This window comes from Rhodanobacter sp. FW104-R8 (genome assembly GCF_001617365.1).
Lineage (GTDB): Bacteria > Pseudomonadota > Gammaproteobacteria > Xanthomonadales > Rhodanobacteraceae > Rhodanobacter.
In genome coordinates, this window is the sequence record NZ_LVJR01000093.1 from 1 (window position 1) to 18,613 (window position 18,613).

Consider the following 18,613-nt stretch of genomic DNA (forward strand, 5'->3'; position numbering starts at 1 on the left):
TGTTCGAGCACGGCTGGAACCAGGGCGTCGCCGTCCGCGCGCTGCTCGCCGATGCCGGATACACCGGGGTATTCACGGCGCAGGACCTGGAACAACGCGACCGCGTTTCCGGCAGCCGCAGGGTGCGCTTCTACGCGCCGACCGCGATCAGCCCGCGTTGGCCACGACAGCGGCCAGCTGCGGAAAACGCGCGCGGATCGCGTGGCGGATGCCGGGCAGGTCGAGGCCGGCCATGGAGAGCACTTCCTCGCGGCTGCCGTGTTCGAGGTACACGTCCGGCAGGCCGAGGTGCAGGATCGGCAGGGTGAGGCCGTGCGCGGCCAGGCATTCGGCCACGGCGGAGCCGGCGCCGCCGGCGACCGCGTTGTCTTCCAGGGTGACGAAGGCGTCGTGGGTCTTCGCCAACTCCACGATCAGCGCCTCGTCCAGCGGCTTCACGAAGCGCATGTTGACCAGGCTGGCGTCCAGCTCGGCGGCGATCGCGGCGGCGGGCGCCAGCATCGCGCCGAAGCTGAGCAGGGCCAGGCCGTGGCCGCGCCGGCGCAGCTCGGCCTTGCCGATCGGCAGGGTGTCGAGCTGGTGGTGGATCGCGGTGCCGGGGCCGGTGCCGCGCGGGTAGCGGATGGCGGCGGGGCCGGCATGGTGGAAGCCGGTGGAGAGCATCATGCGGCACTCGTTCTCGTCGGCCGGCGCCATGACCACCATGTTCGGCAGGCAGCGCAGGAAGGTGAGATCGAAGCTGCCCGAGTGGGTGGCGCCGTCCGGGCCGACCACGCCGGCGCGGTCGATCGCGAAGGTGACGTCGAGGTTCTGCAGCGCCACGTCGTGGATCGCCTGGTCGTAGGCGCGCTGCAGGAAGGTGGAGTAGATCGCCACCACCGGCTTGGCGCCTTCGCAGGCCATGCCGGCGGCCAGCGTGACCGCGTGCTGCTCGGCGATCGCCACGTCGAAGTAGCGATCGGGGTATTCCCTCGAGAAACGCACCAGGCCGGAGCCCTCGCGCATTGCCGGGGTGATGCCGAGCAGGCGTTCGTCGGCGGCGGCCTGGTCGCACAGCCAGTCGCTGAAGATGTCGGTGTAGGTGGGCCGGGCCGGCGCGGCCTTCTTGACCAGGCCGGCCTCGGGGTCGAACGGGCCGACCGCGTGGTACTCGATCTGCGCCTGCTCGGCCGGCGCGTAGCCCTTGCCCTTGGTGGTGATCACGTGCAGCAGCTGCGGGCCGGGCAGGTTCTTCACCGTGCGCAGCGCCTGCAGCAGCTGCGGGAGGTTGTGGCCGTCGATCGGGCCGGTGTAGTGGAAGCCCAGTTCCTCGAACAGCGTGGAAGGCACGAACATGCCCTTGGCATGCTCCTCCCAGCGCTTGAACCAGCGACCGGCGAAGGACTGCTTCGGGATCGCCCGCTTGGCCCGCTCGCGCAGCTCGTTCAGCCGGCGGCTGGCCATCGCGCGCGCCATCATCTTGGTCATCGCGCCCACGTTCTCGCTGATCGACATGCCGTTGTCGTTGAACACCACCAGCATGTCCGGTTCGACGTCGCCGCCGTGGTTGAGCGCCTCGAACGCGATGCCGGCGGTCATCGCGCCGTCGCCGATCACCGCCACCACCTTGCGCTTGTCGCCCTTGCGCTGCGCGGCGATCGCCATGCCCAGCGCGGCCGAGATCGAGGTGGACGAGTGGCCGACGCCGAAGGCGTCGTACTCGCTTTCCTCGCGCCGCGGGAACGGCGCCAGGCCATCCTTCTTCTTGATCGTGGTAATGCGGTCGCGTCGGCCGGTGAGGATCTTGTGCGGATAGCACTGGTGGCCCACGTCCCACACCAGGCGGTCGTGCGGGGTATCGAACTCGTGGTGCAGCGCCACGGTAAGTTCCACCACGCCGAGGCCGGCGCCGAAGTGGCCGCCGGAGCTGGCCACGGATTCGATCAGGTACTGGCGCAGTTCGTCGGCGACGGCGGGCAGATCCTCGTCGCTCACGCGGCGCAGGTCGGCCGGCGTTTCGATCGGCGCCAGGTGGGGGTAATGGGAAAGGTCGTTCATCTGCGTATTGTTGGCCCAGCGCGGGGGCGGGGCAAGGGCGGACAGGTGAACGGAACCTGGCGGCGCCCGGGCGGAACCGGGCCGTGCCCGCCGCCGGCTGGACTCAGGCGGCCACCGGCATGTTCATCGAACGGCGGTCGCGCGGCAGCCGGCTGACCAGGAATTCCATCTGGTCGGCCAGGATGTTGCGGTTGGACAGGATCAGGTGCTCGACCCAGCTCGGCCGGTACGGCACCGCCAGCAGCGGCATGTCGGCTTCCTGCGGGGTACGGTTGCTCTTCTTCAGGTTGCAGGCGAGGCAGGCGCTGACCACGTTCTCCCACTCGTCCCGGCCGCGCTTGGAGATCGGCAGCACGTGGTCGCGGGTCAGCTCGGCGCGGGTGAAGTGGTCGCCGCAGTACAGGCAGATGTGGCGGTCGCGCGCGAACAGGGCGGTGTTGGTCAGGGCGGGGGCCGGGTCGATCGCGTGCTCGCGGCAGTGGCCGGTGCTGGCGATGATCGGGTGCAGGTGCATCCGGCTCTGCGTGCCGAGCAGGCGGTTGTGCCCGCCGCGCACGGTGAGGCAGGGGTCGCCCAGCGTCCAGGCGACGGCGTCGCGGACGTAGAGGCACACCGCCTCCTGCCAGCTGATCCAGTCGAGGATGCGGCCGGCGGCGTCCAGCGACAACACGCGGGTCGCGTTGAGGTCGGCCCGACTTGGCACTTCCATCAGCATGTAAATCGTCCTTCAGCCAGGGCGTCGAAAGAGCGTTTCGGCAATGCGGGAATGCTTGTCCGGGGCCAGCATAGAACAATTTCGTTGCAATTCGCATGCAGATGGGGCAGGGAGCGCCGCGGACGTACAGTCGCCGCCGCCGGCGGGCACTGATATGATCGGCAGTCAACACAGATCCGGCGCCGGGTTTGGTAGGGGCGCTTCGGTGGTGACCCGGCACGGCGGCGGCAGAGGTAGACAACGTGGCTGAAGTCCTTTTCTACGAGCGCCCGGTGCCGCTCAACCGCAACGATCACAAAAACCTGCGCATGAAGACCGTGCCGAACGTGAAGTTCGCGATGAACGCGCATTCGGTGCCGCTGACCGGCGTGGAGTTCGGCATCGCCGCGCGCGACCTGCTGATCCTGTTCGCCGGCACCAGCGCGGCCGACGCCGGCCCGATCGCGTTGCTCGGCCTGCGCCAGAACGAGAACCTGTACGTCGACGCGAACGGCCAGTGGGCGGCGGATACCTACATCCCGGCCTTCGTGCGGCGCTATCCGTTCGTACTGGCCGAGAAGCCGGCCGGGCAGGACGGCGACGATTTCACCGTGTTCCTCGACGAACAGTACGAAGGCTTCAGCGACAGCGAAGGCCAGCGCCTGTTCGAGGAAGACGGCACCGACAGCGAGCTGCTGACGAACGCCGTGGGTTTCCTCGGCGAGTTCCAGCAGAACGTGGCGCGCACCAAGTGGTTCATGGAGCAGCTGGTCAAGCACGACCTGCTGGAGGCGCGCAATGTCCAGCTGCAGAAGGAAGGCAAGGACGGCCAGCAGGGCCGCTCGATCAACCTCAACGGCCTGTACGTGGTCAACGAGCAGAAGCTGCGCGAGCTGGACGAGAAGACCACCCAGGAGTTCCTGCGCGAAGGCGTGCTCGGCTGGGTCTATGCCCATCTGCTGTCGCTGACCAACATCGACCGCCTGGCCCGTCGCCTCGACACGCGCGAGGAAGCCGAGGCGGCTGCCGGCGCGGCGAACTGACCGCGCGGCCACCTGCCCACGATGAAAAAGCCGCCTCCGGGCGGCTTTTTCGTTGGCGGCTTCAGCGTACCGGCTTGGCCAGCCGCAGCAGGTCCGTGGCGTAGCCGCTGGCTTCGTACAGCGCGCGGGCGCGCTCGTTGCCGGGGAACACCGCCAGCGTCACCAGCTGGCATTGGTGCTCGCGCGCCCACGTTTCGGCGTGCGCCAGCAGAGCGCTTCCGACGCCGTTGCCTTCGCGGTGCGGCACCACCGCCAGGTCGGAGATGTGGCAGTTGCTGCGCCCGGTGAAGAAATCCGCGGTGCGCTGCAGGTGGATGAAGCCGACCCGTTCGCCGTCTGCGTCCTCCGCCACGAACAGGAAGCTGTTCGGCGGCTGGTCCTCGAGGTGCCGCAGCAGGTCCTTGCGGATGCCTTCCACGCACTCGTGCCGCCGCCGCCATGGCGGCAGGGTGAAATCCACGAAACGCGATGTCAGCGAGAGGATGAAATCGTCGTCGTCTTCGGCCAGGCGGATCAGCAGCGTCGTGTCGGTCATCGGATCGGGCGGAGACTGGATGGTGACGCCGCTGTTTCTACACCTTGCGCGCCGACTTCGGTAGTCCTGCCCGGCACGTGTATATTCCGGGCGGTGCGACGGGCATGCGCTCCAGCCCGGGTCGCCGACCGCCACCGAGGATCGTCCATGTCGACCACCCGCCGCCTGCACATCCAGCCCGCCGGCAACGCCGTGATCGCCCAGGGCATGCGCGACATCCAGGCCGAGCTGAAGTTGCCGGCGGCGTTCCCGCCGGAAGTCGAGGCCGCCGCCGCGAAGGCCGCCGCGAACCCGCGCCTGCCGGAACTGGACCGCAGCGACATCGCGCTGGTCACCATCGACCCGGCCGGCTCGATGGACCTGGACCAGGCGTTGCACGTCGAGCGCACCGATGGCGGCTACCGCGTGCACTACGCGATCGCCGACGTCGCCGCGTTCGTCAGCCCCGGCGACCCGGTCGACCTCGAGGCGCACCGCCGCGGCGAGACGCTGTACGGCGCGGATGCCCGGATCCCGTTGCATCCGAAGGCGCTGTCCGAAGGCGCCGCCTCGCTGCTGCCGGGCCAGCTGCGCCCGGCGCTGCTGTGGACGATGGAGCTGGACAAGACCGGCGAAGGCGTCGCCGTCGACGTGCGCCGCGCGCGGGTGACCAGCCGCGCCCGGCTGGACTACGCCGGCGTGCAGCAGCGCATCGACGCCGGCGCGGCCGAGCCGATGTGGGCGGTGCTGCGCGAGATCGGCGAGCTGCGCCGGCAGCGCGAGCAGTCGCGCGGCGGCGTCAGCCTGCCGCTGCCGGAGCAGGAGGTCAGCGTGGTCGACGACCGCTGGGTGCTGGCGTTCCGGGCGCGGCTGCCGCTGGAGGACTGGAACGAGCAGATCTCGCTGCTGACCGGGATGGCCGCGGCGTACCTGATGGTGCAGGCGAAGGTGGGCCTGCTGCGCACCCTGCCGCCGCCCGATCCGCACGCGATCGAGCGCCTGCGCGTCACCGCGCGGGTACTCGGCATCGCCTGGTCGCCCGGGCTGGATTACCCCGGCTTCATCCGTTCGCTGGACCCCGCGAAGGATGTCCACGTGGCGATGCTGACCGCCTGCACCACGCTGCTGCGCGGGGCCGGCTACGCGGCGTTCGACGGCGCGCTGCCGGCGCAGTCGACGCACTCGGCACTGGCCGCGCAGTACACCCACGCCACCGCGCCGCTGCGCCGGCTGGTCGATCGCTACACCGGCGAGGTCTGCGTGGCGCTGTGCGCGAAGCAGCCGGTGCCGGGCTGGGCGCTGGTCGCGTTGCCGGGCCTGCCGGCCACCATGCAGGCTTCCGGCCACCGCGCCAGCCAGTACGAAAGAGCGGTGCTCGACCTGGCCGAGGCCGCCGTGCTGGCGCCGCGCGTGGGCGAAGTGTTCGACGGTGCGATCGTCGAGGTCGCCCACGACGACCCCGACAAGGGCACGGTGATCGTGCGCGAGCCGGCGATCGAGGCCGGCATCTCGGGTACGTCCAGCCTGCCGCTCGGCGCCGACGTCAAGGTGACCCTGGTCGAAGCCGATCCGGGCACGCGGGTGACGCGCTTCGCGCTGGCGGGCTGAGGGCCGCGGCGCAGCGCATCGCGGCGAGGTCGCGGCGGTTCGTTCGCACGGCCACGCGGCGGCGACGCGAGGCGCCCGGGAACAAGTCCTCAGCGGTCGGCGCGGATCGCGCGGGAGAAATCATCGCCCGCCGCCGTGCGCCGCGCCCGTTCGGTGATGCGGCCGCGGCGGCGCAGCTCGTCGACCGGCACGCTGCGGTCCACCGCGCCCACCTCGTGCAGGTAGTCCGGCAGGTAGCCGGTCAGCAGCAGGCGGATGTCCCATGGCAGCCCCGGCTCGATCTGCCGGGCCATGCGGTAGACGATCGTGGTGCAGTTCGAGGTGATCGTGTTGTAGAACTTCGGCGTCGTCGCCAGCTCGTTGGCGGCACGCACGTAGGAGAGGAACAGCGCGCGCATGGCCGCCTTGTCCATGCGCAGCGGATACAGGTAGTCGTCCTCGCCGCGCACGTTGGTGCGCACGCGGATGATGTCGCGCTCGTCGGCGGCCACCAGCACCGCCTCGAACTGCTTGAAGAAGCCGCCGATCGGCGAATACTGCTCGCCGCGCTCGCGGCGGATCTCCACCGAGAAGACCACGCGGCGGCCGTCGTCGAAGCCGAACGAGACCATCGCGTGGGCGATCGCGCGGCTGCCCCAGTACGACAGCACCGCGTCGGCCGAGGCGAGCCGGTCCAGGTCGTAACGGCGGGTTTCCCAGCGCGTGCCGTAGTCGTCGTCGCTGCGCCAGTCGAAGTCGCGCACGTCGTGGAGTGTCACCTCGCTGCCGTCCACCGTGCCGGTGAACTGGCGCGCGACGTCGTCGGCCCAGGTCCGCGTGGCGGACGGCGCGATGCCCGCCCACCACCACAGCAGCAGCGCGTACATCGCCGCATAGGCGCCCAGCGGCAGCCAGCTGCGGCGGGCGATGGCGATGGCGGCCAGGGCGATCACGGCCAGTGCCCACAGCATGCCGCCGAGCGTGCGCACGGCCGCGTTGCCGGGCAACTGGTACCACAGCGCCATGGCGCCCCACGCGCCGGAGGCGAAGGTAACGAGTGACGCCGCCGCGATGAGCGCCGCCCTGCCGATCACCCCATGCTTTTTTGCCATCTCGTTCCCGGGCATCCGTCCACGATGCAAGCCTGCAGCTTTGGCCGCGGCATGACAATGCCGGGCCCCTCGCTACAATCCCCGCACTGCCTGGGCCGGGAGCGGAAGCCGATGGGAATGCTGCAGATGCGGGCAGGCCGGTGAGCGCCGGCATTCGCACGTGGGTGGCGCGCGGCGTCGCCGTCATCGGGCTGCTCGGCCTCAACGCCTGCGCGATGGTCGGCGTGAGCCGCATCACCACCAACGACTACGTCAACCAGCGGCGCGCCGACGTGATCGGCGCCAGCCGGCTGAGCGACCGCACCGTGCAGTCACTCAACGTGGTGGCGCTGGCGGTCGACAGTTGCCAGCGCGAGTTCGCCGCCTGCACCGACACGGTGGCCCGTTCGGCGGGGCTGACCGACGAGCAGCGGCTCTCGGCGCTGGCCGAGTTGTGGCTGGGCCGAGCGCTGGGGGCGGAGCGCTCGCGGCACGGCGAGGCGCTGGCCGATGCGACGCTGGATGCCTACCTGCAGGCCGCGCGCTACGCCTACGCGTACCTGTTCTACACCGCGCGCTCGCCCGCCGAGCGCGCGTTCGAATCGCGCCAGGGGCAGGTGACGGGGTTCTACAACCTGGCCGTGCAGCGGGTGCTGAGCCGCCTGTTCCTGGAGCTGCCGCGGCTGGGCCCGCACTGGACGCAGGCCACGCTGGCCGGCTGGACCGTGTTGCGCCCGCAGAGCGACGTGCGCCTGGCCGGCGATGCCCGCGTGCCGACGGAACTGATCCCGGCGGCCAACCTGCGCTTCAACGGCCTGCGCAATGTATACCGGCGCGACGGCTTCGGCTCCGACTTCGTGGGCGTCGCGCCGGCGGAGCAGGCCGATGCCGCGGAGCCGTGGCGCGAGCCGCGCTATGTGCCGATGACCGGTGCGCTGGTGTTCGACGGCGACACGCTGGCTGAAGTGCTGGCGACGCGGCGGGTGCGCCCGCTGGTGCGCTCCCCCTACCGCGACCACAGCCTGGCCGTGGGCGGGCAGGTGGTGCCGCTGGGGGCGAACTTCACGGCACCCTACGGCGTGTGGCTGGCCCGCTCGGGCTTCGCCAGCCAGTCCATCCGCTCGCTGCTGGGGCGCGAAGGCGGCATCCGCACGCCGCGCGTGCTGCTGATGCAGCCGTACGATCCCGGCAGGCTCACGGTGGTGATGCTGCACGGCCTGGCCAGCAGCCCGGAAGCGTGGGTCAACGTGGCGAACGACGTGATGGGCGACGAGGAACTGCGCCGCAACTACCAGGTGTGGGAGATCTACTACCCGACCAACCTGCCGGTCGCGGTCAACCTGGCCAACATCCGCAAGGCGCTGGATGCCACGCTGAAGCATTACGACCCGTCCGGCCAGGCGCGCGCCTCGCAGAACATGGTGCTGATCGGCCACAGCATGGGCGGCCTGATCGCGCGCCTGCTGATGTCATCCAGCGGCGACAAGCTGTGGAGCCTGATCCCGCTGCGCGCGAACCTGTCGGCGGCGAAGCGTCAGCGCCTGCGCCAGCGCCTGGCGCCGTACCTGCAGTTCACCCCGATGCCGCAGGTGACCCGCGCGGTGTTCCTGGCCGCACCGCACCGCGGCACGCCGTATGCGCAGCATCGCCTCGCGCGCTGGCTCGGCAACCTGATCCGGCTGCCGGTCGTCGTGCTGAACGAAATGGCCGAGATCGCCGACCTGCTGAAGACCGGCGATGCCGGCGAAGGGCCGTCGCTGCACGTGTCCAACAGCATCGACAACCTCAGCGATACCGATCCGTTCATCGTCGCCGCGGCGAACCTGCCGATCTCGCCGCGCGTGCACTACCACACCATCGTCGGCGTCTATAAATCGAAGGGGCCGTTGCAGGACAGCAGTGACGGCGTGGTGCCGTACCGCAGCGCGCACCTGGACGGCGCCGACTCCGAGCTGGCGATCCCGTCCTGGCACAGCGTGCAGGAAACCCCGGCGGCGATCCTGGAATTGCGGCGGATTCTGCGGCTGCAGATATCCGCGGCGAAGGGCGATCCGCGCTAGCGCCGCCTGGCGGCCTCGCGCATACGGGTTGTGAACGGAGTGCGCCACATGTCAGATTCGCGGCTTCGTTGATCGTCGCCGCGCTTCCCCTGCAAGGTAAGGAGATCCGGGGTTGCTCTTGATCCGGTCTCCCGGGTCAAAAGCCCATCCCGCACCAAAAGGATTCCCTGTGGTCGCCGGCCTTCCCCTGCCTTGCAGGGGAAGGAGCTGCGCGGTTCAGCCGCCGCCCACCACCGGCAACGCAATGAAACTCGCCTGCGCCGGTGCGTGGTACACGCGCTGGGTGGCTTTCACGTAGTCCGCCGGTTTGGCCAGGAAAATGTTCGGCACGAAGGTCTGCGGGTTGCGGTCGTACAGCGGGAACCAGCTGGACTGCACCTGCACCATGATGCGGTGGCCGGGCAGGAACACGTGGTTGGCGGCGGGCAGGGCGAAGCGGTAGGGCAGCGGCCGGTCGGTGGGGATCGGCTTGCCCTCGGCGAAGCCTTCGCGATAGCGGCCGCGGAAGATGTCCATCGCCACGGCGAGCTGGTAGCCGCCCATCCCGGGTTGCTCGGCCACCTGGTCGGGGTAGACGTCGATCAGCTTGACCACCCAGTCGCTGTCGCTGCCGCTGGTGGAGGCGACCAGGTTTACCTCGGGCGCACCGCTGATGGTGAGCGGCGCGGTGAGCACGTCGCTGACGTAGCTGAGCACGTCGGTGCGGCCGGAGGCCTCGCGCTGGTCGTCGACCAGCCATTGCGACCAGGTCTGGCCGTCGCCGTAGCCGACCGACTGGATCGGGCGCACGCGGAACGGCACCGGATGCGCGGGATCGGAAACGTACTCGTCGTAGGCATCGCGGCCGACGGGTGCGCCGAAGCCGAGCTTGTGGTCGGCGTGCAGGTACAGCGCGCGGCTCTTCGTGGCGCAGCCGTCGGCGCAGGCCAGCGGCCAGCGCGGCAGCCGCTGCCACTGGTTGCTGCCGGTCTGGTACGCGGTGACCGGCGCGAGGTCGGCCTTCGGCGCGCCGTCCTTCAGGTATTGCGCCAGGTACGGGCGCAGGATCTTCTCGCGGAAATACTTCGCGGTGTCGCTGCCGAAGCGGATCGCGCCGAGCGAACTGCCCTCGTCGATCTCCTGGCCGTGGTGCCACGGGCCCATCACCAGCCTGACCATGTCGCCGCCGGTGTCCTTCGGCTTGATCGCGCGATAGACGGCGAGCGCGCCGTAGATGTCTTCCTGGTCCCACAGGCTGTGCACCAGCATCACCGGCACCTTCAGCGGCTCCCTGGCGAGCAGCTTGTCCACCGCCTGCTCGCTCCAGAAGCTGTCGTAGGCGGGGTGCGCCAGCAGCTTGTTCCAGAAGCCGAGCTGGCGCATGCCGTAGGCGTCGGCCAGCGCGCCGGCGGAGCCGTAGTGCATGAACAGGTCGTACTCGTCGTGGTAGCTGGTCCACCACTTGATCGCGTTGTCGCGGCTGGCGACCTGTTCGTAGATGTAGCTGATGTTCTGCTGGCGGAACGCGCCGTGGTGGAACCAGTCGTCGCCCATCCAGCCGTCGACCATCGGGTTCATCGGCACCGAGACCTTCAGTGCCGGATGCGGGTTGAACAGCGCCATCAGCGGCTCGAAGCCGTCGTAGGAGATGCCCAGCGTGCCGACCTTGCCGTTCGACTCGGGGATGTTCTTCACCAGCCAGTCGATGGTGTCGTACGTGTCGGTGGCGTCGTCCACCGGGGTGGGATTCAGCGGCCCGTGCAGCGGCCGGTTCATCACGTAGTCGCCCTCCGAGCCGTACTTGCCGCGGATGTCCTGCACCACGCGGATGTAGCCGTCCTCGACGATGATGTCGGCGGCGTTGTCGTAGCCCTGCAGCATCGGCCCGAGGTGGCCGCTCATGCCGTGCGTGGTCAGCGCGTTGGCGTCGTACGGCGTGCGGGTGAGCAGGATGCCGGCGTGGCTGGCGCCCTTCGGAATCAGGATGACGGTGTGCAGCTTCACGCCGTCGCGCATCGGGATCATCACGTCGCGCTTGATGTAGTCGAAGCCGGCGGTGGCCGGCACGAACTTCGCCGGCGTCTCGCTGGGGTAGTCCGGGTACTTCGCCTGCGGCGCGCCCGTGGCCTGCAGGACGCCGCTCATCGTGAGCAGCAGGGCGAACAGCGCGGGCTTCAGGCCCGCGGCGACTCGGCACGGTTTCATGGTGTCCCCTTCGGTTGGCAATGCGCTGCCAAGAGTAGCGGCAACGGCGGCGCGGATCAGCGGTCGCGTGCCGTTGGCAAGCCTATTGCATGATGGGGTGCATGAACGATCTTGCCTACGACATCAGTCATCTGCTTCAGGGCGAACCGGTCGAGGCCGCACGGCCGGAACTCCGCACGGTGAAGGCGGTTGCCGCCCGCCCCGACATCGCCGCCCCCTGCCTGGCCATGGCGCACGAACTGCTGCGGGCCGCCGAGGCCCATGAGGAATGGATCCGGCAGTACCTGGGAACCCAGGCCGGGCAGGCCGGGAGCTTTGCCGGAGCCTGAGGCGACTGCCCTTCTTGAGCAGAAGTTGACCTGGCGGGACATTTCCGGCCGCCCCTGCGGGCAACGGACGAAAAAGCCCGGGACCTGCCCGGGCTTTTTCGTGCGCCTGTGGCGCCGATGGTCAGTCGATGGCCGGCAAGGTGGCCACGCCTGCCTCGATCGCTGCCTTGTGCACCAGGGTGCGCGGCAGGATGCGGGCGAAGTAGAACGCGGCGGTGTCGCGCTTGGCCTGCTTGAACGCGGCGGATTGCGAGCCGGCCTCGGCGGCGGCCACGCTGCGCGCCCACAGGTAGGCGAGGGTGACGTAGCCGGAGTAGTACAGGTAGTCGCTGGCGGCGGCGCCGAGTTCCTCCGGGTTGGCCTGCACGCGCTTGGCCAGGCTCGCGGTGAGCTCGCTCCATTCCTTCGCGGCGGCGGCCAGCGGGCCGATCAGGCCGCGTAGCGAGGCGTCGGCGCCGTGCTGCTGGCAGAACGCGCCGATCTCCTGCAGGAAGTGCCTCGCGCCCACGCCCTGCAGCTGGAGGATCTTGCGGCCGAGCAGATCGGCCGCCTGGATCCCGGTGGTGCCTTCGTACAGGGTGATGATGCGGGCGTCGCGCACGAACTGCTCCATGCCGTTCTCGGCGATGTAGCCGTGGCCGCCGTAGATTTGCAGCGCTTCCTTGGTGCACTCCTGCGCCAGCTCGGTGGTCATGCCCTTGGCGATCGGGATCAGGAACGCGACCAGCTCGCCGGCCTTCTGCCGGGCCGCCTCGTCGATGGCGCGATGCTCGATGTCGGTCTGCAGCGCGGTGTACAGCACCAGCGCACGCGAACCCTCGACGAAGGCGCGCTGGGTCAGCAGCATGCGCCGCACGTCCGGCTGCACCAGCAGGTTGTCGGCTGGCTTGTCCGGGAACTTCGGGCCGGACAGCGCGCGCGACTGCAGCCGTTCGCGCGCGTAGTTGAGGCTGTTCTGCAGCGCACGTTCGGCCAGCGCCAGGCCCTGCACGCCGACCGACAGGCGCGCCGCGTTCATCATGGTGAACATCGCGGCCAGGCCCTTGTGCGGCTTGCCGATCAGGTAGCCCTCGGCGCCGTCGAAGTTCATCACGCAGGTGGAACAGGCATGGATGCCCATCTTGTGCTCGATCGCGCCGGCGGCGACGGTGTTGCGCGCACCCAGCGAGCCGTCCTCGCCGACCTTGAATTTCGGCACGATGAACATCGAGATGCCGCGGCTGCCTTCCGGCGCGTCGGGCAGGCGCGCCAGCACCAGGTGCACGATGTTCTCGGCAAGGTCGTGCTCGCCGGCGCTGATGAAGATCTTGGTGCCGCTGATGCGGTAGGTCGGATGGCCGCCGGCGTCGGCCGCGCCCGGTTCGGCGCGGGTCTTCAGCAGGCCGAGGTCGGAGCCGGCCTGCGGCTCGGTCAGGCACATCGTGCCGGTCCAGCGGCCCGCGACGATCGGCTTCATGAAGCGCTCACGCTGCCACTCCTCGCCGTGCTGTTCCATCGCGTGGGTGGCGCCCTCGGACAGCAGCGGGTACAGGCTCCAGGCCAGGTTGCCGGACTGGAAGATCTCGGTGGTGGCGGTGCCGAGCACACCGGGCAACGCCTGGCCGCCGTAGGCCTCGGGGTTGGTCAGGCCGGTCCAGCCGCCTTCGGCGAAGGCCTTGAACGCCTCCTTGAAACCCTTCGGCGTGGTCACCGTGTGGGCGGCCTTGTCGAAGCGGCAGCCCTCCGCGTCGGCGGGCGCGTTGGTCGGCGCCAGCAGCTGTTCGCTGAGGCGGCCGGCTTCCTCCAGCACCGCGTCGAGCAGGTCGCGGCTGTGTGCCTCGCCGCCCTGCAGCGAGGTGAGGGTGTGCTCGGCGCCGAGGACGTCGAACAGGGCGAAGCGCAGGTCGTCGAGGGGGGCCTTGTAGATGGTCATGGCGGTTCCTTGGGTGAAAGGGGTCAGCGGTAGGTGCCGGGAATGCCCGGCACCGGCGAGATCCAGTTGTTGCCGCTGAAGTCGAATTCGCGCGGCTTCGATTCCTGCTCGGGCCTGGCGCTGATGCTGCCGCTGACGCGGTAGGCCAGCGAACCGGCGCTGCCCTTGGCGGCGGCCGCCTGCAGCGCCTGGGCCATCGCGGCGGTAGGCAGCACGTCGAGCTGGACCACGTCGCCGGCGAGCTCGGGGATGTCGCGCTCGAAGGTGGCGTGCAGCCGCACCGGCACCAGTTCGGCAACCTGCAGCAGGCCGTCCAGCGACCTGAAGTCCATCTCGCCGTAGCTGTTGTTCTGGATGCGCAAGGTCAGCTGCCACTGGCCGCCCGGCAGCACCGTCAGCTGCTGGATGCTCACGTTGGGCGGGTACACGCTTTTCTTCGCCGGGCCACAGGCGGCCAGGCCCAGCAGCAGGACGGGGATGATCCAGCGCAGCAGGCGCATCGCAGTTCTCCAAACGATCGTTTGAATACCGATTCTAACCACGATTGGGGGTGCCGGCGCCAGTACGAGGCCGACAAGTGCCCGCGCCGGTGGAAACCTCCGGCCCCGCCATGCGGATCGAGCGGTCCGTCGGCTGGCGGAAACGCTTCGTCGGGATGCCGATGTGCATGAGTGCGCGGAAATGGCGCAATACGGGCAGGACATCGTGCGCGCCCGATGACGACGGCCATCGCGAGGTTTCGCCGGCATCGGCAAACGGGCATCATCGGCGTTTCCTCTTCGCCCGCAGGGTTCCACCGCATGTCACGACGCTTTGTTGCGCGCCGCTCGCCGATCCACGGCAACGGCGTGTTCGCCGCTGCCCCGATCGCCAGGGGCGAGGAAATCATCGAATACAAGGGCAAGCTGCTGACCCATGCGCAGGCCGACGGACTGTACGGCGACGGCGGCGAAACCGGCCACACGTTCCTGTTCACGCTCAACGACGACTACATCGTCGACGCCAACCAGGGCGGCAACAGCGCACGCTGGATCAACCACAGCTGCGCGCCGAACTGCCGCGCGCTGGTCGAGGAAAGCGCCAGCGGCGACCCGCGCCGGGACCGCGTGCTGATCGAGGCGATCCGCAACATCAAGCCGGGCGAGGAGCTCACCTACGACTACGGCATCGTGCTCGACGTGCCGCATACCGCGCGCCTGAAAAAGCTGTGGGTTTGCCTGTGCGGCTCGCCGAAGTGCAGCGGCACCCTGCTCAAGCCGAAGCGCTGAAGCCGAGGCGGCACCTGCCTGCAGGTAGGCTCAATCCTCTTCCACGTGCGGTTTCCACGCCTCGCTGAGCTGCTTCTGCACGGTGGGCGGCACTGCCTCGTAGTGGCTGAGGTCGAGGCTGTAGCGGCCGCGGCCGCCGGTCATCGACTTCAGTTCGGTGGGGTAGTCGACCAGCTCGGCCAGCGGCGCCTGTGCCTTGATCACCAGCTCGCCGCCGCGCTGGGTGTCGGTGCCCATGATGCGCGCGCGCTTGCCGGCGAGGCCGCCGGTGACGTCGCCCACGCTGCTCTCGGGGATCGCCACCTCGACGTTGACGATCGGCTCCAGCACGATCGGCCGTGCCTTGCCGACCGCGTCGAGGAACGCCTTCTTGCCGGCGCTGACGAAGGCGACTTCCTTCGAGTCGACCGGATGGTACTTGCCGTCGTACACGGTCACCCGCAGGTCCTGCAGCGGGTAGCCGGCGACCGCGCCGTGCTCCATCGCCTGGCGCACGCCCTTCTCGATCGCCGGCAGGAACTGGTTGGGGATCACGCCGCCCTTCACTGCGTCGACGAACTCGAAGCCGGCGCCGCGCTCGAGCGGCTCGATGCGCAGGAACACCTCGCCGAACTGGCCGGCGCCGCCGGTCTGTTTCTTGTGCCGGTGGTGGCCCTCGGCGTGGGCGGCGATGGTTTCGCGGTAGGCGATCCGCGGCGGGTGCGCCTCCACCTCGACGCCGTAGCGCTCGCGCATGCGCTCCAGCATCACCTTCAGGTGCAGGTCGGACAGCCCGCGCACCACCGTCTCGTTGAGTTCCTTGTGGTGCTCGACGCGGAAGCACGGGTCTTCCTCGGCCAGCCGCGCCAGCGCGTTGGAGAGTTTCTGCTCCTGGCCCTTGTGCCGCGGCACCAGCGCCAGGCCGAACATCGGCGAGGGGAAGGTCGGCGGCGCCAGCGCGATGCGGTCCTCGTCGTGCGAGTCGTGCAGCACCGCGTCGAAGTGGATCTCCTCCACCTTCGCCACCGCGGCGATGTCGCCGGGGATCGCCGCCTCGATCTCCACGTGCCCCTTGCCCTGCGGGCGCAGCAGGTGGCCGACCTTGAACGGCTTGCGGCCGTCGTCGACCAGCAGCTGGCTGTCGCGGCGGATCGTGCCCTGCCACACGCGGAACACGCCCAGCTTGCCCACGAACGGGTCGTTGACGATCTTGAACACGTCGGCGATCACGTGGGCGGCCGGATCGGCGTCGACCTTCAGCGGCGTGCCGTCGCCGCGCACGAACGGCGGCGGGTTGCCCTCGGCCGGGTTCGGCAGCAGCCGCGCGGCTACGTCCAGCAGCTCGGCCACGCCCGCGCCGGTGCGCGCGCTGACGAAGCAGATCGGCACCAGGTGGCCCTCGCGCAGGCATTGTTCGAACGCGTCGTGCAGCTGCTGCGGCGTCAGCGCGCCTTCGCCGGCGTCGAGGTAGGTGTCCATCAGCTTCTCGCTGACTTCCACCACCTGGTCGAGGATGCGCTGGTGCGCCTCGGCCAGCGAGGAAAAATCGGTGGCGCCGTCGGTGTGGAAGAAACAGTCCAGCACACGGCTGCCGCGCCCGGCCGGCAGGTTCACCGGCAGGCATTCGGGGCCGAACTCCTCGCGCAGCGCGTCGACCAGCGCGGCCAGGTGGGCGCCGTCGTAGTCGATCTTGTTCACCACCAGCACGCGCGCCAGGCCGCGTGCCTTCGCGTGCGCCATCATGCGGCGGCTGCCGTGCTCGATGCCGTTGACGGCGTTGACCACCACCGCCACCGTCTCCACCGCGGCCAGCGCCGACAGCGTGCCGCCGCGGAAGTCGGCGTAGCCGGCGGTGTCGATCAGGTTGATGTGGCAGCCGGCGTGGCCGAGGCTGGCGACGCAGCTGTCGATGGAATGGGCGCGCGCCTTCTCCTGGCTGTCGCTGTCCGAAACCGTGTTGCCGCGCTCGACCAAGCCGATCGCCTGGATCGCGCCGCCGGCGTGCAGCAGCGCTTCGAATAGCGTGGTCTTGCCCACGCCGGCGTGCCCGGCGAGCGCGATGTTGCGGATGCTTTCCGTGGTGTGCGACACGATGCGACCCTCCCATGCAGGGCACGGCCTCGTGGCAAGAACGGTGCCGCACGAGGCCGCGCGTTGGCGGCTGACGATGGCGGGCCGTCATGGTCGTCTGCCGCTGCACGGAAGCGTGGCGCGTGCAGGGCGAGGGCGGTCATGGCGGAGAGACGGCGCGCGGCGCCGTCCGCGTAGCCTTGAGCCAAGCGCCGGCACGGTCAAGTTGCAGTGCGGGGAACCGGCGCCGCGGCGCGGCGGTCTACGGAGCAATGCGGCAGGTTGCCGGGCCGATGCCCGGGCGCCGGCCGGCATCCCGGCCGTACCGCCATCCGCGAGCCATCGTCATCGCCCGTCCACAGCGTGTTCCCCCGCAGCAGACCTCGCCAAGCCCGGACCCGGCGGCGTCGCCGGCCCGTGGCCTGGTGCCGCTGGCAGCGGCGGAGCGGGCGCTGCTGCAGCGGCGCCGCTGGCGCGAGCCGGGGCGCGAGTACCGCTGGCACGGGCCGGCCCTGCTGGTGGCGCTGCTGCTGCACGCGCTGTTCGCGCTGGTGGTGTGGCAGCAGATGCGTCCGCGCCCGCCTGCGATGCCGCGCGCATCGCGGGATGAAGTGCTGGAGGTGCGCTTCGTCACCAGCGCGCCACCGGCCCCCGCGGTGCCGACGCCGCCCGCACCGCCGGCGGCGTCGCGACCGCCCACGCTGCCGCGGCATGAACCGCCGGCGCGGAACGCGATGACGCTGCAAGCGCCCGCGCCGCCACCCACGCCGCGCCTCTACGACCAGCAGGGTCAGCCGCTGCTGCCCGCGCCGGCCGCCAGTGCGCACGCGCCGGACTACGTGCCGAACCTGCCGCGCGACGACGCGCGGATCATGCAGCACCGCAGCCCGGTCGAGTACCGGGCCACGCGCTTCGACAAGGACTGGGGCGGCGGCAACGCATTCGACAGCGCGTTGCAGAAGCTGGTCGACAAGACCACGGTGAAGCAGACCATCCGCCTGCCGCGCGGCGTGCGCATCCATTGCGGCGTATCCCTCGCCATGCTGGCCGGCGGCTGCGGCGGCGAGCCGCCGCCACCGCCCTCGGCGAAAGACGGCGACGAGCGCCTCAGCATGGCGCCGGCCACGCCGCTGGACGGCGCGGCGCACGCGCCGCCGAAGCCGGACGAGGCGGCCTGCATCGCGATGTACCGCGCGGGCAAGCCGCTGGCCTGGGGCTGCCCGGTCGACACGCCCGCTCGCGCGGTCGATGCCGAGCTGCGCGAGCGCGCCGCCGGAGCCGCGCGCGGGCACTGATCGTCATGCGGAGGCCGCGCCGCGCCCGTTACACTCGCCCGCATGCCTTCGCCGCCCCCGGACCAACCTGCCACCAGCCGCTCTGCCAATCCCGCGCGGGTGATGCTGAACTCACCGCTGGCCGCAGCGACCCGGGCCCGGGTTTACCACCTGCGCACCCGGCCGCGCCCGCGCGAGCTGGGCCTGCGCCTGTTCGGGATATTTGGCGCGTTGCTGGTGCACCTGCTGTTCCTGTTCGGTTTCGTGCTCGGCCCCGCGTTCCAGGTGGTGCCGCCGCCAGCGTCGAAGCAGCAGTTCATGCAGGTGCGCCTGGTCGAGTCGCCCGAGCCGCCGCCACCGCCGCCGGTGCGCGGCACCCCGCCCAAGGAGCGCGGGCCACGCCACCAGGGCCACGCCAGCCGGCCCGCACCCAGCCGCGAACCCAGCGCCAACACGCAGGCCGTGGTCGCCGAGCGGCCGGCCTCGGCGGCCCCGCCGGTGATCGCCGCCGTGGCGAAGGCGAAGGCACCGGCACCAAAGCCGGTGGCCGCCCCGAAACCGCCGGTGAGCC

14 protein-coding genes and 2 pseudogenes are annotated in these 18,613 nt (G+C 70.2%); 8 read left to right on the top strand and 8 right to left on the bottom strand.

Translation table 11 applies throughout. From position 1 onward, the window contains the following. Positions 1-122 (top strand): annotated as a pseudogene (locus RHOFW104R8_RS17845) (protein-(glutamine-N5) methyltransferase, release factor-specific); the annotation flags it as partial. A 25-nt stretch (positions 123-147) separates the two neighbouring features. Here the strand turns inward: RHOFW104R8_RS17845 and dxs are convergent. Further along, positions 148-2,037, bottom strand: a complete 1,890-nt coding sequence (dxs, locus tag RHOFW104R8_RS12345; protein WP_068096071.1) for a 1-deoxy-D-xylulose-5-phosphate synthase — start codon at positions 2,035-2,037, stop codon at positions 148-150. 103 nt (positions 2,038-2,140) lie between these two features. Further along, positions 2,141-2,752, bottom strand: coding sequence for an HNH endonuclease (locus tag RHOFW104R8_RS12350; protein WP_068096069.1), 612 nt, complete (start codon positions 2,750-2,752; stop codon positions 2,141-2,143). A 242-nt stretch (positions 2,753-2,994) separates the two neighbouring features. Here RHOFW104R8_RS12350 and RHOFW104R8_RS12355 point away from each other — a divergent pair, with 242 nt between their 5' ends. Then, positions 2,995-3,774 (top strand): SapC family protein, encoded by a 780-nt coding sequence (locus tag RHOFW104R8_RS12355; RefSeq protein WP_068096067.1) that lies wholly within the window; start codon positions 2,995-2,997, stop codon positions 3,772-3,774. 61 nt (positions 3,775-3,835) lie between these two features. Here RHOFW104R8_RS12355 and RHOFW104R8_RS12360 read toward each other — a convergent pair whose 3' ends face one another. Then, positions 3,836-4,309: a GNAT family N-acetyltransferase gene (locus RHOFW104R8_RS12360; RefSeq protein WP_068096065.1), complete on the bottom strand. Its 474-nt coding sequence runs from the start codon at positions 4,307-4,309 to the stop codon at positions 3,836-3,838. Between the two features lie 147 nt (positions 4,310-4,456). Here RHOFW104R8_RS12360 and RHOFW104R8_RS12365 point away from each other — a divergent pair, with 147 nt between their 5' ends. After that, a complete protein-coding gene (locus RHOFW104R8_RS12365) occupies positions 4,457-5,896 on the top strand; it encodes an RNB domain-containing ribonuclease (protein ID WP_068096063.1) in 1,440 nt (479 codons plus the stop codon). Positions 5,897-5,985: 89 nt separating this feature from the next. Here the strand turns inward: RHOFW104R8_RS12365 and RHOFW104R8_RS12370 are convergent, their stop codons facing one another. Further along, positions 5,986-6,987 carry a DUF4105 domain-containing protein gene (locus RHOFW104R8_RS12370; protein WP_068096079.1) on the bottom strand — a complete coding sequence of 334 codons (1,002 nt, stop codon included), beginning with the start codon at positions 6,985-6,987 and terminating at the stop codon, positions 5,986-5,988. 215 nt (positions 6,988-7,202) lie between these two features. Between RHOFW104R8_RS12370 and RHOFW104R8_RS12375 the strand changes: the two genes are divergently transcribed. Beyond that, positions 7,203-9,026: a triacylglycerol lipase gene (locus RHOFW104R8_RS12375; RefSeq protein ID WP_161487776.1), complete on the top strand. Its 1,824-nt coding sequence runs from the start codon at positions 7,203-7,205 to the stop codon at positions 9,024-9,026. Between the two features lie 216 nt (positions 9,027-9,242). Here the strand turns inward: RHOFW104R8_RS12375 and RHOFW104R8_RS12380 are convergent, their stop codons facing one another. Then, complete coding sequence (locus RHOFW104R8_RS12380) at positions 9,243-11,210, bottom strand: CocE/NonD family hydrolase (protein WP_082823616.1); 1,968 nt, start codon at positions 11,208-11,210, stop codon at positions 9,243-9,245. Between the two features lie 101 nt (positions 11,211-11,311). Here RHOFW104R8_RS12380 and RHOFW104R8_RS12385 point away from each other — a divergent pair, with 101 nt between their 5' ends. Further along, entirely contained in the window at positions 11,312-11,539 is a 228-nt protein-coding gene (locus RHOFW104R8_RS12385; RefSeq protein WP_068096075.1) for a hypothetical protein, read from the top strand. 121 nt (positions 11,540-11,660) lie between these two features. On the opposite strand, the gene RHOFW104R8_RS12390 is transcribed toward RHOFW104R8_RS12385, so the two are convergent. Beyond that, positions 11,661-13,451 (bottom strand): acyl-CoA dehydrogenase C-terminal domain-containing protein, encoded by a 1,791-nt coding sequence (locus tag RHOFW104R8_RS12390; protein WP_068096060.1) that lies wholly within the window; start codon positions 13,449-13,451, stop codon positions 11,661-11,663. 23 nt (positions 13,452-13,474) lie between these two features. After that, on the bottom strand, positions 13,475-13,951 hold the full coding sequence (locus RHOFW104R8_RS12395; RefSeq protein ID WP_068096058.1) for a hypothetical protein: 477 nt from the start codon (positions 13,949-13,951) through the stop codon (positions 13,475-13,477). Positions 13,952-14,251: 300 nt separating this feature from the next. Here RHOFW104R8_RS12395 and RHOFW104R8_RS12400 point away from each other — a divergent pair, with 300 nt between their 5' ends. Then, positions 14,252-14,719: an SET domain-containing protein gene (locus tag RHOFW104R8_RS12400; protein ID WP_063089714.1), complete on the top strand. Its 468-nt coding sequence runs from the start codon at positions 14,252-14,254 to the stop codon at positions 14,717-14,719. Positions 14,720-14,749: 30 nt separating this feature from the next. Here the strand turns inward: RHOFW104R8_RS12400 and fusA are convergent, their stop codons facing one another. Continuing rightward, positions 14,750-16,789: an elongation factor G gene (fusA, locus tag RHOFW104R8_RS12405; protein WP_068096056.1), complete on the bottom strand. Its 2,040-nt coding sequence runs from the start codon at positions 16,787-16,789 to the stop codon at positions 14,750-14,752. A 272-nt stretch (positions 16,790-17,061) separates the two neighbouring features. Between fusA and RHOFW104R8_RS12410 the strand changes: the two genes are divergently transcribed. Next, positions 17,062-18,063, top strand: coding sequence for a hypothetical protein (locus tag RHOFW104R8_RS12410; RefSeq protein WP_235604425.1), 1,002 nt, complete (start codon positions 17,062-17,064; stop codon positions 18,061-18,063). A 102-nt stretch (positions 18,064-18,165) separates the two neighbouring features. Beyond that, positions 18,166-18,613 (top strand): annotated as a pseudogene (locus RHOFW104R8_RS12415) (hypothetical protein); the annotation flags it as partial.